Below are 17,981 nucleotides of genomic sequence, written 5' to 3' on the forward strand. Positions count from 1 at the left end.
ACAACGCTGCAATGAGGGACAACTAAGTGGATATGCACATTAAGCATCTACGAGGGTCCCTATTTTTTTAATCCAATATTGAATAATGAATTCACTATTGAAAGGTGTAATCATGAAACGGGGGAAGCTACGATGAAGATAGGTTATGCGTTTAAGGACTGCAATGTTATATATGGAGATGCAATAAAAGGAACAGATACCCATATGACTATTTTGATTCAGGAAAACGGGTTGATTCAAGAGATCGGGAAAGCAAGCGCTGTAACTGTTCCGAACCATTACCAAACGATCGATTGTTCGGGGAAATATGTGATGCCCGGTCTCATCAACGCGCATGTTCATCTTTTTGCCGATGGGAAGCCATTTACGCTATCTGCCAGTGAAGGGCTGCTGAATTTTGCGTTTCATCATATTTTGGATACGAGACTGGGCAGAAACGTATTGAAGAAACGGATGAAAAACAATGCCCTAACCGCACTGCATTCCGGAGTAACAACGATGCGTAGCATAGGTGAATTTTTTTATACTGATGTTCTTTTGAGGGATGAGATTAAGGCAAATCAATTTATTGGACCTAATCTTTTGGTATCCGGGTATTTCCTGAGCGTAACGAATGGCCACGGTGCACCTTATTTGGCTTTGGTCGGTGATTCACCATGGGAAGGGAGAAGAAATGTAAGAATCAATGTAAAAAACGGAGTGGACCTAATCAAAATATGTGTAACTGGCGGGGTTACCGATGCCAAAAGGGTCGGAGAAGCAGGCCGCTTGCAAATGACGGAAGAAGAGGTGGCTGCGATTTGCGAGGAAGCTCATAAAATTGGGATGCGTGTGGCGGCACATGCAGAAAGTACCGAAGGTGTAAGAGTTGCGTTAAAGGGTGGGGTGGATACTATTGAACACGGCGCGGAGATGGATGAGGAAATGATCAGGCTGTACAAAAATAATCCCAGAGCCTTAAAGGGCTACACCGCTGTGATCCCTACTTTACAAGCAGCTTATCCCAGTGCGAAATTAGACCCGAGCCTGACAAAGTTGAATACAACCGTTAAGGAAAATGCCCGGCTTGTGTATGGCTCTATGTTAAAAGGGCTACAGCAGGCTATAGAACATGATATCAAAATTGGTGTGGGCACGGATGCCGCTATGTCCTATGTAACCCACTATGATCTTTGGCGTGAGCTTGATCATTTCATGCGACAAACAAAGCTGAACGCAAGTCAGGTTATTGAACTAGTAACCAAATCAAATGCAGAGATTTTGGGAATCGATCACCAGACAGGGACAATAGAAGTTGGCAAATATGCGGATTTAATCATGATGGAGCAAAACCCATTGGAGAACATAAAAGCTTTGTCGAATGTAGCTATGGTTATGGTCAGAGGGAATTTAATACAAACACCCTCTGTGAACAGAATTCAAGCAGTGGACGAGCTGCTGGATACGGTTTGGAGTATTTAGGAGTGAGATGAATGATTGTAGAAGCACGTTTGGGTATCCTAGCTATTCTTAAAAGAACAGCGCCCCGAAAGAGGCTGGAGGCGGCAGCCATGGCTACATCCCAGAGTAAAATCCCGAGGACGATCGCTCCACTGTAGATCAATAACTGCTGAATTGGATACTCGCTAACCACCTTAGCTAATATTGAGCCGTATATACCCAGCCAAAAAAGGATGGAGAGGGGATTAAACAAGGACATCAGAAATCCCGAAAGATAAGATTTGGACAGTGAGACATCGTTTCCCCTCATCTAAATCCCTGAAATTTCTCTTGTATTTTTAATGCTGTCTACACCTGAATAGACGAGGACAAAGAATCCGAACAACCATAAAAACACTTTAACAAACGGAGCATCCAGCAGATGAATGAGGCCAAAATAAACAAGCAGCATATAGATGATATCGGCACTAACCGTCCCTAAACCAACTATCCAGGCAGGCATAAATCCTCCGCGGAGTCCCTTGTTCAGCTGTGCTGCATTAATGGGTCCGAGAGGTGCCGAGAGGGATAATCCTAGAATCATATAACCTATAAATACGTTAATGTTGTCCTCCTCCTTAATATAGATAACATATTCTAATAAAGGTAGTAGTAGGACAAGCAAAAGAAGGCCCGCGGATGATTGCAGGCCTTCTTTTATAAGAAGCTGAAGAGTGAGTAGGATTACGCCTTAACGGATTCAGGTCGTTTGACAAGAAGAGGTGGAGGAATCAACCAGCCCTTTTTCTTAGTCAAATGTAGAATTTTAAGGCCGATGGCTGCTTTGGTAAGGTGATATTTAGCAAACAAAGCCCCTATATCTTCTCTGATCGATTGTCCCATTGCCTGACTACATGCCACAAGTCCAACAGCATTATCAGCTGCAAGTTTGGCAGCAATTTCAGGATCTGTGAAACGTGCCCCTACAGGAATATCTTCAAGCTTGGCATCGGGCCGATTTGGCATTACTGGTGCAGATGCAATACCTTGCTCTGAGAGCAGTGTATCACACTCACTGATTTCAAGCTCCGCTTGATCAATTAAAGCTCCTAATATTTTTTTCAGGTCATTGTCACCAGCGTGATACATATAAGCTCTGTAACAAGAGAGTGCTCCCTTTGCTACCATAGAGGCTTGCCAAACCGTAAAAATCTCTCCATAATGCATCGGTTCTTCTTTGGGGTTACCGCCTAGAATCCCTGTCATAAACAGTCTCCTTTATTGTTGAATTTGAACAAACATTAGCATGCCCACAAAAACACGGAAATTGCAGCTTTTCACATAAAATTTGTATGTCAATTTGAGGCGTCGTCATCCGTGCAAGTTTAAGGATAAATGTGAAAATAAGGAACGATAAAATTGAACACGAGTTGTGGAGGAATCAAATGTTTTTCAACGTGATGATTGCAAGTATAATTGCCTTTGCATTCAATGAAGTTGCTTATCACTGGAGATGGTGGAGTGTATCTCCAATCAAGGCAGGGATGGATTGGGAGTCATTAAGACTTCCAACACCTTTGGTAAGTGCTCGGCTAATCAAACAAATGATAACCTGAATGAAAGGAATGTTAATGCAACGGGTAATCATAATTCAACAGCGGTCGAGAATGGAAATTACCGAGCGCAGGCACTCGGGGATGAGAATCGAGGCACTAATATGAGGTGGTTGGGTCTCTTAGGGTTGCTTGGACTTACAGGCTTGGGAATAGAAGCCGAGAAAAAAGCTAAACTTTTTAGAACTAAAGGGAACTGTAGGGGGAATGGACACTCTATGGTTCGAGATTCGGCAATTACGATCTGGATATTGTAATCCGCTTGCACTTTAACGATATTTATTAATTCGATAATCCGCTGAATGAAAATAAGGAATAAAAAAGAGATCTGTCTTATTACAACAGACCTCTTTTTATAAGTTGTAATCTTAGAAGAACCAATAAAGGTTTACGCCGTGCGGCGCATATCTAGCACCAGCCACAGGTTCCAGAAGTCGTCCGTAACCTGCACATGTTGGCATACTCAGTGAGGAGTTCCGCGTATTCCATCGGAGCAGGACTTCGTAATGATAATTTTATTCCGAGTTTACGAAAATTGGCGGAACCGGACAAAAGTGGGAGAGTAACTGCAGTACTTCAGAAGACAGAAGCTTCTGGACCATGTTTATGATTGAAGAATAATTTTTTTAAAACTAAGGGATTTGAATTCATAGACCCTGTTTGATTAAACTCCAGATGCGTTCAAACCTGTCTTGGTAGTCAGGTAAATTCCAGGATTCTTTGAAGGATGGGAGGCTAAATACTGCAAACGCAGAGAGAATCGCCTCAGCCCGTTCCAAGTGGGGATCGTGATAGTCCATGAAGCCGTCAATGATTTGGTAGGAATCCCAGAGAACATCGCGTAATACCAGTGGATTGCTATCCACGTATTGAGTATTCAAGGCAAACATCTTGGGATTCTCGTTATAAGCGCGTTTTTTTGCGTTAACAAATGCCCATAGCCAATCGTGAAGCAATTCTTGCGGTTTAGTTAAATTAGTCATATCTAATTTAATTTGTTCTGAAATCATCCGGTTGAACCAGCTCTTAGATACAGCTGCCCAGAGCTCTTGCTTATTTTTAAAGTGCTTATAGAGCGCTGCATGGGTGATACTTAATTCATCCGCAATTTGTGAGAGTGTCACTTCGGATTTTTCCGTGCGTTTAATTAATGCCTCAGCTGTTTCAATAACAAGCTCTTGAGTGATTTTAGCCACCGACTGTCAACCCTTCTTTCTTCAATAAATTCCTTTTTGTCGTTTATACACTTGCGAGTATTTTAACATATGAAATATCCAGTAACAATTGTTGACTTTTGTAACTTATAGTTTTATGCTTGTTGTGTAAGTTACAAAAATAAATAAATGTTACTTTTTTAACGCATAGGAGGTCATTTATCATGAAAGCAGCACAGATCACCAAATATTCAAAAAAGTTCATAGTAAAAGTGAACGATATTCCAATCCCAGAAATAAGTGATAACGAAGTCTTGGTCCAGGTGAAAGCAGCAGCAGTTAATCATTTGGAATTGCTCATTAGTACCGGAAGCGTAAAGCTGATTCAGGATTATGAATTCCCTTTGGTACTTGGTAACGAGCTGACGGGTGTTATTGAAAAAGTGGGTAAGAAGGTGCAAGGTTTCAAAGTTGGCGATGCAATTTATTCACGTCTGCCACTACAAAAAATCGGTGCCTTTGCGGAATACGCGGCAATTAATGCAGATGCCATCGGGTACCTACCCACCAATCTGAATTTTGTGACTGGTGCTGCTGCGCCATTAACAGGATTGACAGCCTATCAAGGGTTAAATGAAGAATTAAATGCTAAAGCTGGCGAAAGCGTGTTTATCCCTGGAGGGTCTGGTTCGTTTGGCCAAATGGCCATTCCTATCGCCAAAAGCATGGGGCTCAAGGTCATCATCAGTGGAAATCCAGAAGCACGTGAACGGACAATGGCCGCTGGTGCAGACCAATATATTGATTATACGACTACGAACTATTGGGAACAGCTTAGTGATGTTGATTATGTGATGGATACCTTGGGACCCAGCGAATTTGATCATGAACTTTCAATTATTAAAGCAGGAGGCCGCCTTCTTTCTCTGCGGACCGGTCCTAACAAACGTTTTGCAGAAGATTTGGGCTTCTCTGGCTGGAAACAAAAGCTCTTCACCATCGCCGGGGCTAAGTATGATCATAAAGCGAAGAAAAAGAAGATTCAATATCATTTCATTTTTGTTCGCAGTGATGGCGAACAATTAAAGAAAATTACGAAGATTATTGAAGATAATGGGATTGTACCAGCAGTGGACCCTACAGAATTCCACATAGAAGATATTAACGAAGCACTGACTTTTGTTGCTGAAGGTCATCCTAAAGGGAAAGTTATTATCAGATTTTAAGGAGGGTCTCAATTGTTGTCAAAAAATTCTTTACTGATCATTCTAGAATTGATATACTGATGCAAATTAGAGTTAATAGTGTAGTTTTTTTACCTTAACTAGAATGATCGTTCTTGAATATTTTGAAGAAATTTATTAAGGGAGGGGGTGAATGAGATACAAGTTTAATCGTGAATATAAACTCTATTGAAATGTTGTTAATTGATCAAAAAACTTAAAAGGGAGAGAATAATATGAAATATACAGTGATTACAGGAGCAAGCTCAGGAATTGGGTATGAAACAGCATTGGCGTTTGCTGCACGCGGTAAAAATTTAATTTTGGTAGCTAGAAGATTAGATAAATTAGAAGAACTTAAATCAACAATTCAGAATATTGATCTTAATGTAAATGTTATTATTATTTCAAATGATCTGTCTATTACAGAGCAGGCTTACACACTGTATAACACTTTGAAGGAATACCAAATAGAAACCTGGATTAATAATGCAGGACTTGGTGAAGCTTCTTTTGTGGTAGAACAGAATTTAGATAAAGTTGAAATTATGTTACGTGTTAACATCGAATCCTTGACGATCCTTTCAACACTATTTGTGCGAGATTATACTGATGTAGAAGGAACTCAGTTAATTAACGTATCATCCGCACTCGGATATGCCATTGCTGTTGGGAGCGTTGCTTATTCTGCATCTAAATATTATGTTAGTGCCTTCACCGAAGGGCTTGCAAAGGAACTAGAGCTTAAAGGCGCGAAATTAAAAGCAAAGGTTTTAGCACCAGCAATAACTGAAACGGAATTTGTAAAGAAATCTATAGATGCTGAAGAATTTGATTACAAAGCAAACATGCCAAAATACCACACTGCCAAACAAATGGCGAGTTTCATGGTAGAGCTTTATGATAGCAATGATATGATAGGGATTGTTGACCAGAACTATGATTTCAATCTGAGAGATCAAATCTATCCAATTATATCTGAGTTTTAAATCGAATTAGATATTAGTCACTAAAACGATCGTTGAAGAAACTGGAGCAAAAAGAACTGGCTTCCCTATTCTTAAACGTGGGGTACAACTTTTTTGCATACGCTGGAAAAAGATTGGACTCTGGATTGTTTATAAGCAGACAAAGTAAGAATTCTTCGGTAAGCATCAGTTAAGTTATCATGTTATGAATAAAATCAAGCATCTTGCTTGATTTTATTTACGTTTTATATATTAGTTTGCGGATCGTTTACTTAAATGTATAATGATTGCTTGAGGTGATTACAATGGCAAGAAGCAAAGAATTTGAAATTAATGAAGTACTAGATAAAGCGATAAAACTATTTTGGATGCAAGGTTACGAGAAAACTTCAATGCAAGATTTGGTAGACTGTATGGGAATTCACAGAAGAAGTATCTATGATACATTTGGTGATAAGCACGCCTTATATTTGACGGCACTCCAACGGTACGAATCTACTCAAAACAAAAAAATGAGCTTCTTGGTTGAGAAACAAGAACCCGTAAAGGAGATCATTCGACAATTTCTAGAATCTTCGATGAGGAGCGAAGGAGAACCTCAAGGATGTTTCATAGTTAATTCGGGTGTGGAGTTGGGAGTACTGGATCCGGAGGTTGCATCCTTTGTTGAGAATAGCTATTCAAAAACGGAGAAGTTGTTATATGACCTCGTTCAGACTGGCCAGCAAAGAGGTGAACTTAGAATTTCACTGGAGCCCGAGGCTATTTCCCATTATTTAATGAATGCCTGGTTAGGACTACGTACAATGGTAAAAACGGCAACGGACCATGGGAAATTAACAAGTATTATTCATACCATACTGATCACTCTAGATTAAAACTCCTTTATCTATCTGCAGTGTAAGAGGACAAGCACTTGTATCGAATGCCGAAAATAGACAATCAACTTACTGCTACCCGAGTACGCGAAGAATAGAACCGACTTAATACGCCCAGCTTAACTATATAAATATCGCGTCCGACACCAGCTGTAAGGAACTAAGAATGCAGACACTAAAAAAACCCATGTTGACGATGGGCTTCTTAGTCAATGTGGATATTAATCTGTCCAAGATTGATAGATACGGCGCACTTCACGGAAGGATTGTTTAGGTTTGCGGTATTCATTAACCAGACCCTTGTTGTTGAAGCCGCGGGCACGGTCGCGAAAGTTCTTGCTGCTGCTCTTCAGATCGCCGCGGATGTCTGCAAACTGCCAGATGTAAGTCCCGCCAATTTTCGAATCATTTTTGAAGATCGCCAGTGCTTCAGTTACAATATCTGCCTGATAATCCTCGCTGAACAATCTCTGCTCCCAGCCCACATCCCCAAATAGTCCAGCACCACCGAATTCGGTCATGAGCACTACCTTGTCACCGGCTCCCATCTGCTCCGCACGCACATGGAACTGTTCCAGCATGTCTTTAAAGCTGGCTGTATCGCCTTCGTACCAACCAAAATATTTATTAATACCGATAACATCGAATAAAGGAAGTAGAATATCTTCGAGTGGATGCATCGTAGCGTAGGTGACAAGCCTAGTACTGTCGAGTTTCTTCACCAATCCGACTAGAGCTTGTGTGAAAGCATATGCTTCTTGCGTCCGGGTATCAATCTCATTATGAACGGACCAAAAGATCACACTTGGGTGATGCATATGCAAGCTGATCATTTCTTCAATCATAGTCAGTGCACGCTCCTGGAAGAGCGGCTCACTTACTGTTTCGTTCGGCAGAAAGGCTCCCCATATCGGAATTTCGCTCCAGTATACAATCCCTTGCTCATCGAGTAGATCAAGCCAATATGGGCTTTGGGGATAATGAGAACCCCGGACGGAATTGCAACCTAACTCCAAAATGATACTGAGCTCCTTGTGCATCAGCTTCGGAGGGAAGGCGAAACCCCACTCAGGATGCTCTTCATGTCTATTCACACCCTTAAGATAAACAGGTGAACCGTTAATTAGAATCCGATGATCCTTTGTTTCAATATAGCGAAAACCGATCCGTTCAATCTTGTCGTCTTCCTCTGTCCGCAGTTGAAAGGTATACAGTTCTGGAAGACCTACGTTCCACAAACGTACTTCAGGCATAAGCAACTTGAACGTATGACTGAGGGTCTGGCCAGTTTCAATCTGTACTTCTTCCGAGTGCAATTCATGTCCGCTTTCGGAGAATGTTATCTTTGTAGTGTGCTGCTCCTTAAAGAAGGAATGGAGCCTCACCTGAACAGTGACATCGGCATCTGGTCCATGCAGTTCATAATCAATCTTCAGTTGTTCGATGTAAAGTTCAGGCAAATATTGCAGCTCCACCGACCGTATGATTCCCCCATAATGAAACCAATCCACCTGCTCCGTAGGAATCGTAAGTCGGTCCAAGGTGCTGTCCGTCCGGACGATAATCTCATGTTCTCCTGCCCCTAAGGAAGGAACAATAAATTCAAAAGGTGTAAATCCTCCATAGTGATACCCAAGGTGCTGCCCGTCCAAATAGACGTCGGCGTGGCCCAGCACGGCATGAAAGATGAGTCTGACATGCTGCGAATTCACAGTCTGTATTTTTTTACGATACCAACCGACACCTTCATAATCGTACATTCCCAGTTCATTATTCCAGCACGAGGGCACATAAAGAGACTGCCAAGAATGTGGAAATCGCTCAAACCATTTTTCTTGAACACCCGTATTTAACGGATCCTTCATGAAATCCCAAGGCCCATCCAACAGCGCAGTTCTCCGAATTTGATACTCGCTAAAAGTCCTTAACAAGTATGTTCCTCCTTTATTTCCTGTAATGTATTGTGAATTTCAGACATCTTGATAATATGGATAGTAACATTTGGAGTTTAAGCATTGAATAGAAAAAAACGTTACCGTCTTGTTTAAATCGCTCTTTTAGCAGCAGGAGGGGATTATTAATTGGAAGAAAATGATTACAAGCTGAATGACCTCACAGTGCATATCCATTTTGTACTCGACAAAGCTACTTATCCCGGCTGGGAGGACATCCGTAACATGGTAAATGTGCACAGCTTGTACTGGATTCATGAAGGTAAAGGGGTTTTCCTGACCAATGTTGAGCACAAAGTAGAGGCTGGAATGCTAATCTATTTAAAACCAGGCCTTAAACTGTCCATGCGCTCGCAGATGGATGCTCCACTTCGCATAACGATGTTGCTCTTCGATTGTGCAGAGCTTGGTTATGATGCGGTATGGAAGGAAGTCAAGCCAATCGTAAAACTGAGACTTCCCTTCTTAAGCCAATATAACCAACAGCAAGCTGAGGAAATTAGCCAGCTGGTCTGGGGGATTCACCAGGACTGGCTGCCCGGACTAACCGATGGCATAGCTGTATCCCGGGCTAAAATGCAGATCCTACTGCATATGCTGCACCAGACCGTACAACCGGACTGGAATCTGATGGAGTCTGGAGCTTTCGCCGCCTTCGAACAGATCAAGAAAACTCTCGAGAACGACTATAAGGATCATCACCGGATTGAGAAATTGGCGGAGAAATACGGCATTTCGCCATCTTACTTGCGGAAGATGTTCCTGAAATTTACGGGGATGGGGCCAAAGGAATACCATATGCACTTACAGAACCAGCAAGCTTGTCGTTATCTGGTTTTTACCGATTATCCAGTTAAGGAAATCGCCAAATTATGCGGGTACTACGAAGAATATCATTTCAGTAAGATTTTTAAACAGCTTAACGGGATCCCTCCGACAGTATACCGAAACAAACAGAGAATCAAAGATTAATTGTCCGTAGAACCGCTGGCGAGAAAATCTTGCGTTTATGTTTTTTTACGGGAAGGACTTTACCATGATAATATTGAACTCATTGAAGCATGTTTAAGGAGGGAAAATTGGGCATGATTATATCACTCAAAAATGTATCATGGCAACGTGATACGACAATGATCTTACGCGATATGAATTGGGAAGTGAAGCAGGGACAACACTGGTGTATCGTCGGTCTGAATGGATCAGGAAAAACGACGATGCTAAACGTCGTGAACGGCTATATCTGGCCGACAACAGGACAAGTCGAAGTGCTGGACCATCGCTTTGGCGATGTGGATTTGAGAGAGCTACGCAAACGAATCGGTTGGGTAAGCACCTCCTTGCAGCAGAAGCTGTACGGCCATCAGACTGCCCTGAACATCGTCCTAAGCGGAAAATTCGCGACGATTGGTCTGTATGATAAGACGAATGAAGAGGATCAAAAGCAAGCCGAGGAGTTAATGGAGTTTCTAGACTGCTCTTCTTTGGCTGGTCGTACATATGATACCTTGTCGCAAGGACAGCGTCAGAAAGTCCTCATTGCACGCGCACTAATGGCCAATCCAGATCTACTAATCCTTGATGAGCCGTGCACGGGACTAGATATTTTTGCACGTGAACAGCTGCTGCAGATGATCGAGAAGATAACAAAGCAACCTGGTGGACCAACCTTGCTGTATGTAACCCATCATATCGAGGAGATAACACCATGCTTCACGCACACGCTGCTGGTAAAGAACGGTGAAATCTACAAAGGTGACGAGACAGTAAACTGCTTGCAGTCAGATGTTTTGAGTGATTTCTTCGATACCCCCGTTGAAGTACAGGAACATCATAACCGCAAGTGGCTTACACTTGCCGGTGATAAGTAGAATATCAAGGCACATCGAATAGGCGAGCAAACCGCTCTGAAGTGGTTTGAAGGATTGCTTGCAGATATAAAAAATGAAAACTAATCACAATATAATTTTAAAATAACCCGCGCAATGCGCGGGTTTTGTATTTGTTTGCAAGCTTATAAGCCACGTCCATAAACAGTCAAACAACATATTAACGGTACCTGTAAAAAAACATTTTGACATATCTAACAGGTACCGTTATAATACAAATCAACAGGTACCGTTATAAAGTTAAACAGGTACCGTAAAAACTTAATGGAGGATTCATTATGGACATGAATACTGAATTGTACGAAAAACTCGCGAAACTGCAATGGCTGTTGCAAAGACAACACTTGAAGTCTCATGCCGCGGTTGGTCCTATGGCCGACGCATCACGTGGGCAAGGGAGGATATTAGCGTTTCTTCGGATGAAAGACGGTATCAGCACCAAAGACTTATCCTATATGTTGGACATCCGTGTATCATCCCTCAATGAATTGCTTGGTAAACTGGAGAAAGCAGAATACATCACCCGTAAACCCTCAGAAACAGACAAACGTATCATGTTGATTTACCTAACGCAAAAAGGACAAGAGGAAGAGAAACAAGAGATAGACAGCGGCAACATATTTTCTCGCTTATCGCCAGAAGAGCAGATAGCTTTCGGGGATTACCTAACTCGCGTCATTACAGCTTTGGAGGAAGAACTTGGATCGGACGGAGAACGTGATTTGATGGCTATGTGGATGGAAGCTGCCAAGGCGCGTATGGGAACAGAGGAATTTGAAAAAATGATGGCTATGCGCGGACAAATGCACAGAATGTGGGGAAATTCTAGGGACGAACGCTTTAGCGGAAGGTTCCCTGGATTTGGCGGAGAAGGGCGTGGTGACATGCGCGGATTCGGCTGGCCTTCCAGCGATGACAGTAATTCGTCACCTGACAAGTCACATGGCCCAGACGATAAGTAATTAAAGTCTTTTAGCAAACAGTAGCTGAGGCGCTGCCTTTCCACCAGAGAAAGATGAACGGCAAAGGCAGCGTAATGTGAAACTGAAGAATAGTCAAATTTCGTACGCCAAATCTGAAAACTCGTCGTTAGGGTACAGGTTTGCTTGTTGCTGCGTCACGGATCATATTGGACCGATAGTTAGAATTCTAAGTAATTTCAAAAAACAAAATAAAGAAAGATAGTGGTGAACCTTATGGATGCAGAAAACCTCCATTACTTTGAAAAAGCACCTGTCGCAAAAGCCGTAGCTCACTTCGCAGTACCGATGATGCTAGGCATGTCGATGAGTGTCATATACTCCATTTTGAATGCCTATTTCCTTGGTACACTGGGCAATACTGCGATGTTAACCGCACTCGCACTAACTTTACCGTTATTCGCCGCCATTATGGCGCTAGGTAACTTGATTGGTATCGGTAGCAGTGCATTCATCTCCCGTTTGCTGGGAGAGAAAAAATATGATGATGTAAAGCATGTGTCTTCATTCGCCTTTTACAGCAGTTTAGCTCTCGGTCTTATTTTGATGGCTGCCGGCATCCCGTTGATCGATTCAATCGTTCATGGCTTGGGAGCGACGCCTGACTCCTTCGGGTTCACGAAGGACTATGTCACGATTATGCTTATTGGTTCACCTTTCGTCGTTCTATTCTTCACGCTGGAGAATATCGTGCGCTCGGAGGGGGCAGCGATCACTTCGATGATCGGCATGCTTCTCAGTGTTGTTGTGAATATTATTCTCGATGCGCTAGTCATTTTCGTCTTCCATTGGGACGTGATCGGGGTTGCATCTGCTACAGTCATTTCTAACTTGGTTGCAAGTGCATTCTACGCCTTCCACATGGGATATAAGAGCCAATTCTTAACCATCTCTGTAAAATGGTTCAAAGCTTCCAAAGACATTCTCAGCAATGTATTTAAAATTGGAGTACCCGTTTTTGTTATGAGTCTCTTCATGGGTGCAATGTCACTTATCTTTAACCGTTTTCTGGTCGAATATGGGGAGCAGGCCATTGCGGCCTTCGGAATTTCATCACGATTATTACAATTTCCAGAGGTTATTCTGATGGGCTTATGTGAGGGAGTCGTGCCGCTGATTGCCTTCTCTTTTACAGCCAATAAATTACGCATGAAGCATACCATTACATTCACAATCAAAGTGACTGTGGCATTAGCAGCCGTGTTCGGCATTATTGTATATCTGATTTCCGACCACTTAATCGGTTTATTTACGAATGACCCGCAATTAATTGAACTGGGCAGCTATATTCTTCATGTAACGTTCTTATCCCTGTTCATTTCAGGAACGACCGCGTTGTTTACGGGGATCTTCCAAGCGACTGCACAAGGAACCGCCGCCTTTATTATGTCAATTATTCAAGGTGTTACTCTGATTCCAGTATTGTATATCGCTAATCGAATGAACGGTTTCCACGGAGTAGTCTGGTCGCTCGTCATTTCAGATGCTGTTGCGTTCCTTGTGGGTGCCATCATGCTGTATGTTCTGCGGAACAAATTGCAGCCTGATTTAGATACTTTAGTACAGTAGAATCCTAAGCTTTAAGTTGATATTTTAAGTTCATCTAAAAAAACCTTGGATCAGCAAGGTTTTTTTGGCTCGTATGATGAAGCAGCCTGCCATGAGGCAGCACTAGCTGCTTTGGAGGCGAAGCTCCAGTTAAATTTTAATGCTGACTTCTCCACTTGAAAGATATTCCTCGTCACCATTCTCATATCTGACTTTCAGATGGCAATCGTCATCGATATCAATGGCTGTTGCTTTACGTTGTTCATTATCCTTTATCACGGTCACCAGTTCGCCAAGTGAAATTAACCTTTTTTTGTATTCGGAAAGAAACAATCTGTCCGTTAAATGTTCATAATATCTCATGAAATGGTTTAGTACTTCTGCAACGAGACGGTTGCGGAGATCACCATAAGGATTGTTTTCGGAAATTACAGTTGTCGCAATCTCGGTAAGATCATTGGGAAAGCCTTCGGAAGGGAGGACTACATTGATACCGATGCCGAGAACAGCATAATCAAGCCAGCCGTTTTCCAGTGACACGGATGCTTCGGTAAGGATCCCGCATACTTTTTTACCTTCCATAAAAACGTCATTTACCCATTTAATCTGCGTTTCTTTACCGGATACGCTCTCGATAGAAAGGGCTACAGCTACAGCGGCGCAAGTGGTCAATAAAGCTGAGTCTGTTGCGGACAGCTTGGGACGCAGCAGGATGCTCATATAGATACCCGTTCCAGGTGGAGAAAAAAATTTCCGGCCCATTCGCCCGCGACCAGCTGTTTGTTCTTCCGAAAGAATCACTTTACCTTCAGCTTCTCCATTTGAGGCAAGGTTTTTTACGGCTTCATTCGTGGAAGATATGGTCTTAAAGACTTCAACACGTAACTTTTGCCCCTGAGTATCCAGGTACTTTGAAATTGCACTGGCTGATAAGATATCCGTTTGTGGTGACATGGAATATCCTTTATTGGTTACAGCTTGTATGGAATAACCGTCTGTCTGTAAAGATTTTATGGCTTTCCAGACCGCGCTGCGCGTCACGGATAACTGAACGGCTATTTCCTCGCCGGAAAAATATTCACCCTTATTACTGTCGAGCAAGGCAAGAATATGTTCTTTTACTGTCATGAACTTAAACCTCCAAAAGTATAACTCTCCGACCAAAACCCATTGAATAGATTAACATCCAACGATTGCGACTGAATACTCTAATTCTATATAACAATAGGAAAAACTCAAGCATGGTATTTTATTCTATTGTAAACCATATATTAATTTATGGTTTACAATAAAGAATATCTCCATTATAATTCAGCTTACTGGACGTATTTACTAACCAGAATACAATCATTGATATCCAATGGAGGTCATTTTTTTGAAGACAAAAGAACTAATTTATGCTGCATTATTCGCAGCACTTATCGCGGTGTTGGGGATGATACCGCCCATCCCCCTCGGCTTCATCCCCGTTCCGATCACTGCCCAGACGCTTGGCGTCATGTTGGCTGGATGTTTTCTGGGGAAACGGATGGGCGCCCTCAGTCTCATTATTTTCATCATACTAGTAGCCATTGGGCTGCCTGTACTGACTGGCGGTCGCGGCGGAATCGCGGTGTTAGTTGGACCTTCTGCAGGATACATATTTAGTTTTCCAATCGCGGCCGGCCTTATTGGCTGGTATTCCGAAAAAATCTGGCCGAAGGTTCGAACTTGGAAGCTGGTAGCTATCAACATAATCTTCGGTGTATTACTAGTGAGTCTGATTGGTGCCCCTGTCATGGCATTGATAACCAATACTTCGATCTGGGCTGGTCTTGTCGGAGCGTTGGCCTTTCTTCCGGGAGACATCATCAAAGCCGTTATTGCAGCCGTCATAACGATGCAGTTGAAAGCAATTAGCCCTATTGAAGAAAAAACACAAATATAATGTGATTTGAAACTCGGGTAAATAAAACCCGAGTTTTTTTATTGAAAAATAATAGGGTATGGTTGCGAATTTGTTTATACTATAAAAATTAAAACGAAATTGAAGTGGGTGTAGAAAAATGGATAAGGGATTTAATTTAGCTAGTCAACTATTAACGCTGCTTGATACAGAACATAGATGGTTTACCTTAGCGGAAATCGAAAAAAGTTTAGGGATCTCTGATAAGACCATCCGGAAGATGGTGGAGGAAATCAGCAAGCAATTACCATCTACTGTAACCATTGAGGTTTCTAGAGGAAAGGGAATAGTTCTTCAACGTGATGGGCGAAGTACGATTAGTGAAGTGATTTCTTCTATGTTCAGACAAACCATCTTTTATCGGCTGATGGATTTTTTGTTTACGAATGTGGGTCGACTGTCAGTGGAAGAGCTCTCCGAAGCCATGTTTATGAGTACCTCGTCTTTGAAGAAATTGATTGTGCAATTAAATAATGATGATCTAAAAGCTTATAAGCTACGCATTAGTTTTTCTACCCCCATGATTAAAGGGAATGAAATGAATATTCGATATTTTTATTGGAAGTTATATTGTGATGCGTATGAGTTTACAGGCTGGCCCTTTGCGAATGTTGATTTTGCTTATATTAATCAGTTAATCACAAATATAGAAAATGAGAATAACATTGTATATTTTATCAATTCCAAAAGGAGATTATCGTTTTTGTTGGCCATTGTTATAGAAAGAGTGGCTAAAGGAAAATGTGTGAAAATCGACGAAAATGCTTACCCTTGGGAAAAGGGGATGTTTTATTTTCCAGTGAAAACTATTGCAAAACGTCTTGAGGATATGCTGTCCGTTGAATTTCCAAACAGTGAAATATTCTTTATGCAATCCATGGTTAGTCTCAGCCAATATCATTATTATGAAGGGTCAGAGATCACTCCGATGAAAGAAGTCGAATTACACAAGGATAAAGAAGAATATCAAATGGGGAATCTGCTTCTAATGTTATTAGCAAAGGTATACCCGAACTTAGATATGCAAGAACGGTTTATTTTGGAGATTTACGGGTTCTTTGACAAGCTATTAATCGAAAATGCCATTCCGGAATGGATGATGATTTCAACAAGTCATTTAACAACATATGTTCAAAAGGAATGCCAGCAGATTTATCAAGAATTGCAAACCTGTATGCAAACGTGGAATAAAACTTACCCTTCCGTTTTGTTTAATCATTTTCATTTAACAAAGCTAACCTTAATTGTCCGCTCGAGTTTACGTTATAAAAGTAAGAGGGCTTTTTTAGTGATCGGGGAAGAATTTTCAATTCGTCATTACATAGCAGACTTGATAAAGAAGGAAATTGGAGATCAGTTGATCCTTAATACTTCCATAATGAAAGGCCTGACCGACGAGATCATGCAGCAAAATAATATCGATCTTGTCATTAGTAATATCCCGGTTGCATTAACGACAGTGCCTGTTGTTATTATTTCCACGATCCCCTCTAAAAGAGATTTAGTCAACATTCGTAAAGAACTGCTTTTATAATTTGACCAATTATTTTCCGTAAGCTCCGTAAGTTTTTGGTCTAGTTTGTAATGTTAAAAAACCTTATGCTCAATCTAGTTTCGAAACTGATTTTACTTGAAGGCAAGTGGAAAGCGATTTCGGTAAACCTCAGTTTACTATTAAAAGTTGGAGGAAGAACTATGAGTAGGCATTTAGGTGCAAATAAGGGAGAAATAGCAGAGCTCGTTTTGCTCCCAGGAGATCCTTTACGTGCAAAGTTTGTGGCAGAACACTTTTTAGAGGAGGCTTATTGTTATAACGAAGTAAGAGGGATGTATGGATACACTGGATTATACAAGGGTGTGCCTGTGTCGGTTCAGGGGACAGGGATGGGAAATCCATCGATGAGTATCTATGCAACAGAATTGATCGTCGATTATGAAGTTAAGAAATTGATTCGCATTGGTACATGTGGCGCGATGCAGGAAGATATCAATATCCGCGATATTATATTAGCCCAAGCAGTATCTTCAGACAGTAATATGACGGAAAAGATCTTTCATGGCTGTAATTTTGCACCAACGGCAGATTTCTCATTGCTAATGAAAGCATATCAACAAGCACAAGCTAAAAATGCAAAGGTGTTTGTTGGTAACATCTATAATTCTGATGAATTCTATCGTGAAAATTTAGATCGGCTTCATAAGTTCATGGATTTCGGTGTATTAGCTGTAGAAATGGAAAGTACCGCCCTATACACTTTAGCCGCTAAATATGGTGTAAAAGCGTTATCGATTTTGACCGTCGGCAGTCAATTGTTAAGACAGGAGCACCTAACTCATAAAGAAAGTGAACAATCCTTTTATGAAATGGTCGAAGTAGCTCTTAACACAGTCGTTGAAGGCTGATTTATTGATAAG

General features: G+C 41.5%; 16 protein-coding genes and 1 pseudogene. 12 read left to right on the forward strand and 5 right to left on the reverse strand.

Annotation, left to right across the window (positions count from 1 at the left end; all coding sequences use genetic code 11):
• Positions 1-132: 132 nt before the first annotated feature.
• Positions 133-1,461, forward strand: a complete 1,329-nt coding sequence (locus tag MHB56_RS29485) for a metal-dependent hydrolase family protein (RefSeq protein WP_076130483.1) — start codon at positions 133-135, stop codon at positions 1,459-1,461.
• Here the strand turns inward: MHB56_RS29485 and MHB56_RS29490 are convergent.
• Together MHB56_RS29490 and MHB56_RS29495 are read right to left on the reverse strand one after the other, a co-directional pair.
• Positions 1,379-2,023: pseudogene (locus tag MHB56_RS29490) on the reverse strand (LysE family transporter). The gene MHB56_RS29485 and the pseudogene MHB56_RS29490 overlap by 83 nt on opposite strands.
• A gap of 140 nt (positions 2,024-2,163) precedes the next feature.
• Positions 2,164-2,685: a DUF3231 family protein gene (locus MHB56_RS29495; protein WP_036677170.1), complete on the reverse strand. Its 522-nt coding sequence runs from the start codon at positions 2,683-2,685 to the stop codon at positions 2,164-2,166.
• Positions 2,686-2,864: 179 nt separating this feature from the next.
• On the opposite strand from MHB56_RS29495, the gene MHB56_RS29500 reads away from it, so the two are divergent.
• Positions 2,865-3,035: a hypothetical protein gene (locus MHB56_RS29500; protein WP_175617339.1), complete on the forward strand. Its 171-nt coding sequence runs from the start codon at positions 2,865-2,867 to the stop codon at positions 3,033-3,035.
• A gap of 644 nt (positions 3,036-3,679) precedes the next feature.
• On the opposite strand, the gene MHB56_RS29505 is transcribed toward MHB56_RS29500, so the two are convergent.
• Complete coding sequence (locus tag MHB56_RS29505) at positions 3,680-4,228, reverse strand: TetR/AcrR family transcriptional regulator (protein WP_076130485.1); 549 nt, start codon at positions 4,226-4,228, stop codon at positions 3,680-3,682.
• Between the two features lie 182 nt (positions 4,229-4,410).
• On the opposite strand from MHB56_RS29505, the gene MHB56_RS29510 reads away from it, so the two are divergent.
• From MHB56_RS29510 to MHB56_RS29520, 3 genes are all read left to right on the forward strand, one after another.
• Positions 4,411-5,412, forward strand: coding sequence for an NADP-dependent oxidoreductase (locus tag MHB56_RS29510; protein ID WP_076302112.1), 1,002 nt, complete (start codon positions 4,411-4,413; stop codon positions 5,410-5,412).
• 233 nt (positions 5,413-5,645) lie between these two features.
• Complete coding sequence (locus MHB56_RS29515) at positions 5,646-6,398, forward strand: SDR family NAD(P)-dependent oxidoreductase (RefSeq protein ID WP_341144349.1); 753 nt, start codon at positions 5,646-5,648, stop codon at positions 6,396-6,398.
• Between the two features lie 284 nt (positions 6,399-6,682).
• Entirely contained in the window at positions 6,683-7,255 is a 573-nt protein-coding gene (locus MHB56_RS29520; RefSeq protein ID WP_339167859.1) for a TetR/AcrR family transcriptional regulator, read from the forward strand.
• A gap of 221 nt (positions 7,256-7,476) precedes the next feature.
• On the opposite strand, the gene MHB56_RS29525 is transcribed toward MHB56_RS29520, so the two are convergent.
• Entirely contained in the window at positions 7,477-9,186 is a 1,710-nt protein-coding gene (locus MHB56_RS29525) for a glycoside hydrolase family 2 protein (protein ID WP_076130489.1), read from the reverse strand.
• A 150-nt stretch (positions 9,187-9,336) separates the two neighbouring features.
• On the opposite strand from MHB56_RS29525, the gene MHB56_RS29530 reads away from it, so the two are divergent.
• The 4 genes from MHB56_RS29530 to MHB56_RS29545 all read left to right on the forward strand — a co-directional run bounded on the left by MHB56_RS29530 (position 9,337) and on the right by MHB56_RS29545 (position 13,642).
• Positions 9,337-10,179 (forward strand): helix-turn-helix transcriptional regulator, encoded by an 843-nt coding sequence (locus tag MHB56_RS29530; protein ID WP_076184951.1) that lies wholly within the window; start codon positions 9,337-9,339, stop codon positions 10,177-10,179.
• Positions 10,180-10,292: 113 nt separating this feature from the next.
• Positions 10,293-11,075, forward strand: coding sequence for an ABC transporter ATP-binding protein (locus MHB56_RS29535; protein WP_076130491.1), 783 nt, complete (start codon positions 10,293-10,295; stop codon positions 11,073-11,075).
• Between the two features lie 296 nt (positions 11,076-11,371).
• Entirely contained in the window at positions 11,372-12,055 is a 684-nt protein-coding gene (locus MHB56_RS29540) for a MarR family winged helix-turn-helix transcriptional regulator (protein WP_076130492.1), read from the forward strand.
• 234 nt (positions 12,056-12,289) lie between these two features.
• Positions 12,290-13,642, forward strand: coding sequence for an MATE family efflux transporter (locus tag MHB56_RS29545; RefSeq protein ID WP_076130493.1), 1,353 nt, complete (start codon positions 12,290-12,292; stop codon positions 13,640-13,642).
• A gap of 129 nt (positions 13,643-13,771) precedes the next feature.
• Here the strand turns inward: MHB56_RS29545 and MHB56_RS29550 are convergent, their stop codons facing one another.
• A complete protein-coding gene (locus MHB56_RS29550; protein ID WP_341144350.1) occupies positions 13,772-14,749 on the reverse strand; it encodes a biotin--[acetyl-CoA-carboxylase] ligase in 978 nt (325 codons plus the stop codon).
• Between the two features lie 247 nt (positions 14,750-14,996).
• Between MHB56_RS29550 and MHB56_RS29555 the strand changes: the two genes are divergently transcribed.
• From MHB56_RS29555 to deoD, 3 genes are all read left to right on the forward strand, one after another.
• Positions 14,997-15,548 (forward strand): biotin transporter BioY, encoded by a 552-nt coding sequence (locus MHB56_RS29555; RefSeq protein ID WP_076277335.1) that lies wholly within the window; start codon positions 14,997-14,999, stop codon positions 15,546-15,548.
• A gap of 118 nt (positions 15,549-15,666) precedes the next feature.
• A complete protein-coding gene (locus MHB56_RS29560; protein ID WP_341144351.1) occupies positions 15,667-17,100 on the forward strand; it encodes a helix-turn-helix domain-containing protein in 1,434 nt (477 codons plus the stop codon).
• A 161-nt stretch (positions 17,101-17,261) separates the two neighbouring features.
• Entirely contained in the window at positions 17,262-17,969 is a 708-nt protein-coding gene (gene deoD / locus MHB56_RS29565; protein ID WP_076130497.1) for a purine-nucleoside phosphorylase, read from the forward strand.
• The last annotated feature ends 12 nt before the right edge of the window (positions 17,970-17,981 follow it).

The organism is Paenibacillus sp. FSL H8-0315, from assembly GCF_038005365.1.
Lineage (GTDB): Bacteria > Bacillota > Bacilli > Paenibacillales > Paenibacillaceae > Paenibacillus_AQ > Paenibacillus_AQ odorifer.

Excerpts from the sequence above, each read along its gene's own strand:
- MHB56_RS29485 (WP_076130483.1), top strand. The coding sequence starts at position 133 with ATGAAGATAGGTTATGCGTTTAAGGACTGCAATGTTATATATGGAGAT.
- MHB56_RS29495 (WP_036677170.1), bottom strand. The coding sequence starts at position 2,685 with ATGACAGGGATTCTAGGCGGTAACCCCAAAGAAGAACCGATGCATTAT.
- MHB56_RS29500 (WP_175617339.1), top strand. The coding sequence starts at position 2,865 with ATGTTTTTCAACGTGATGATTGCAAGTATAATTGCCTTTGCATTCAAT.
- MHB56_RS29510 (WP_076302112.1), top strand. The coding sequence starts at position 4,411 with ATGAAAGCAGCACAGATCACCAAATATTCAAAAAAGTTCATAGTAAAA.
- MHB56_RS29515 (WP_341144349.1), top strand. The coding sequence starts at position 5,646 with ATGAAATATACAGTGATTACAGGAGCAAGCTCAGGAATTGGGTATGAA.
- MHB56_RS29520 (WP_339167859.1), top strand. The coding sequence starts at position 6,683 with ATGGCAAGAAGCAAAGAATTTGAAATTAATGAAGTACTAGATAAAGCG.
- MHB56_RS29535 (WP_076130491.1), top strand. The coding sequence starts at position 10,293 with ATGATTATATCACTCAAAAATGTATCATGGCAACGTGATACGACAATG.
- MHB56_RS29540 (WP_076130492.1), top strand. The coding sequence starts at position 11,372 with ATGGACATGAATACTGAATTGTACGAAAAACTCGCGAAACTGCAATGG.
- MHB56_RS29545 (WP_076130493.1), top strand. The coding sequence starts at position 12,290 with ATGGATGCAGAAAACCTCCATTACTTTGAAAAAGCACCTGTCGCAAAA.
- MHB56_RS29550 (WP_341144350.1), bottom strand. The coding sequence starts at position 14,749 with ATGACAGTAAAAGAACATATTCTTGCCTTGCTCGACAGTAATAAGGGT.
- MHB56_RS29560 (WP_341144351.1), top strand. The coding sequence starts at position 15,667 with ATGGATAAGGGATTTAATTTAGCTAGTCAACTATTAACGCTGCTTGAT.
- deoD (WP_076130497.1), top strand. The coding sequence starts at position 17,262 with ATGAGTAGGCATTTAGGTGCAAATAAGGGAGAAATAGCAGAGCTCGTT.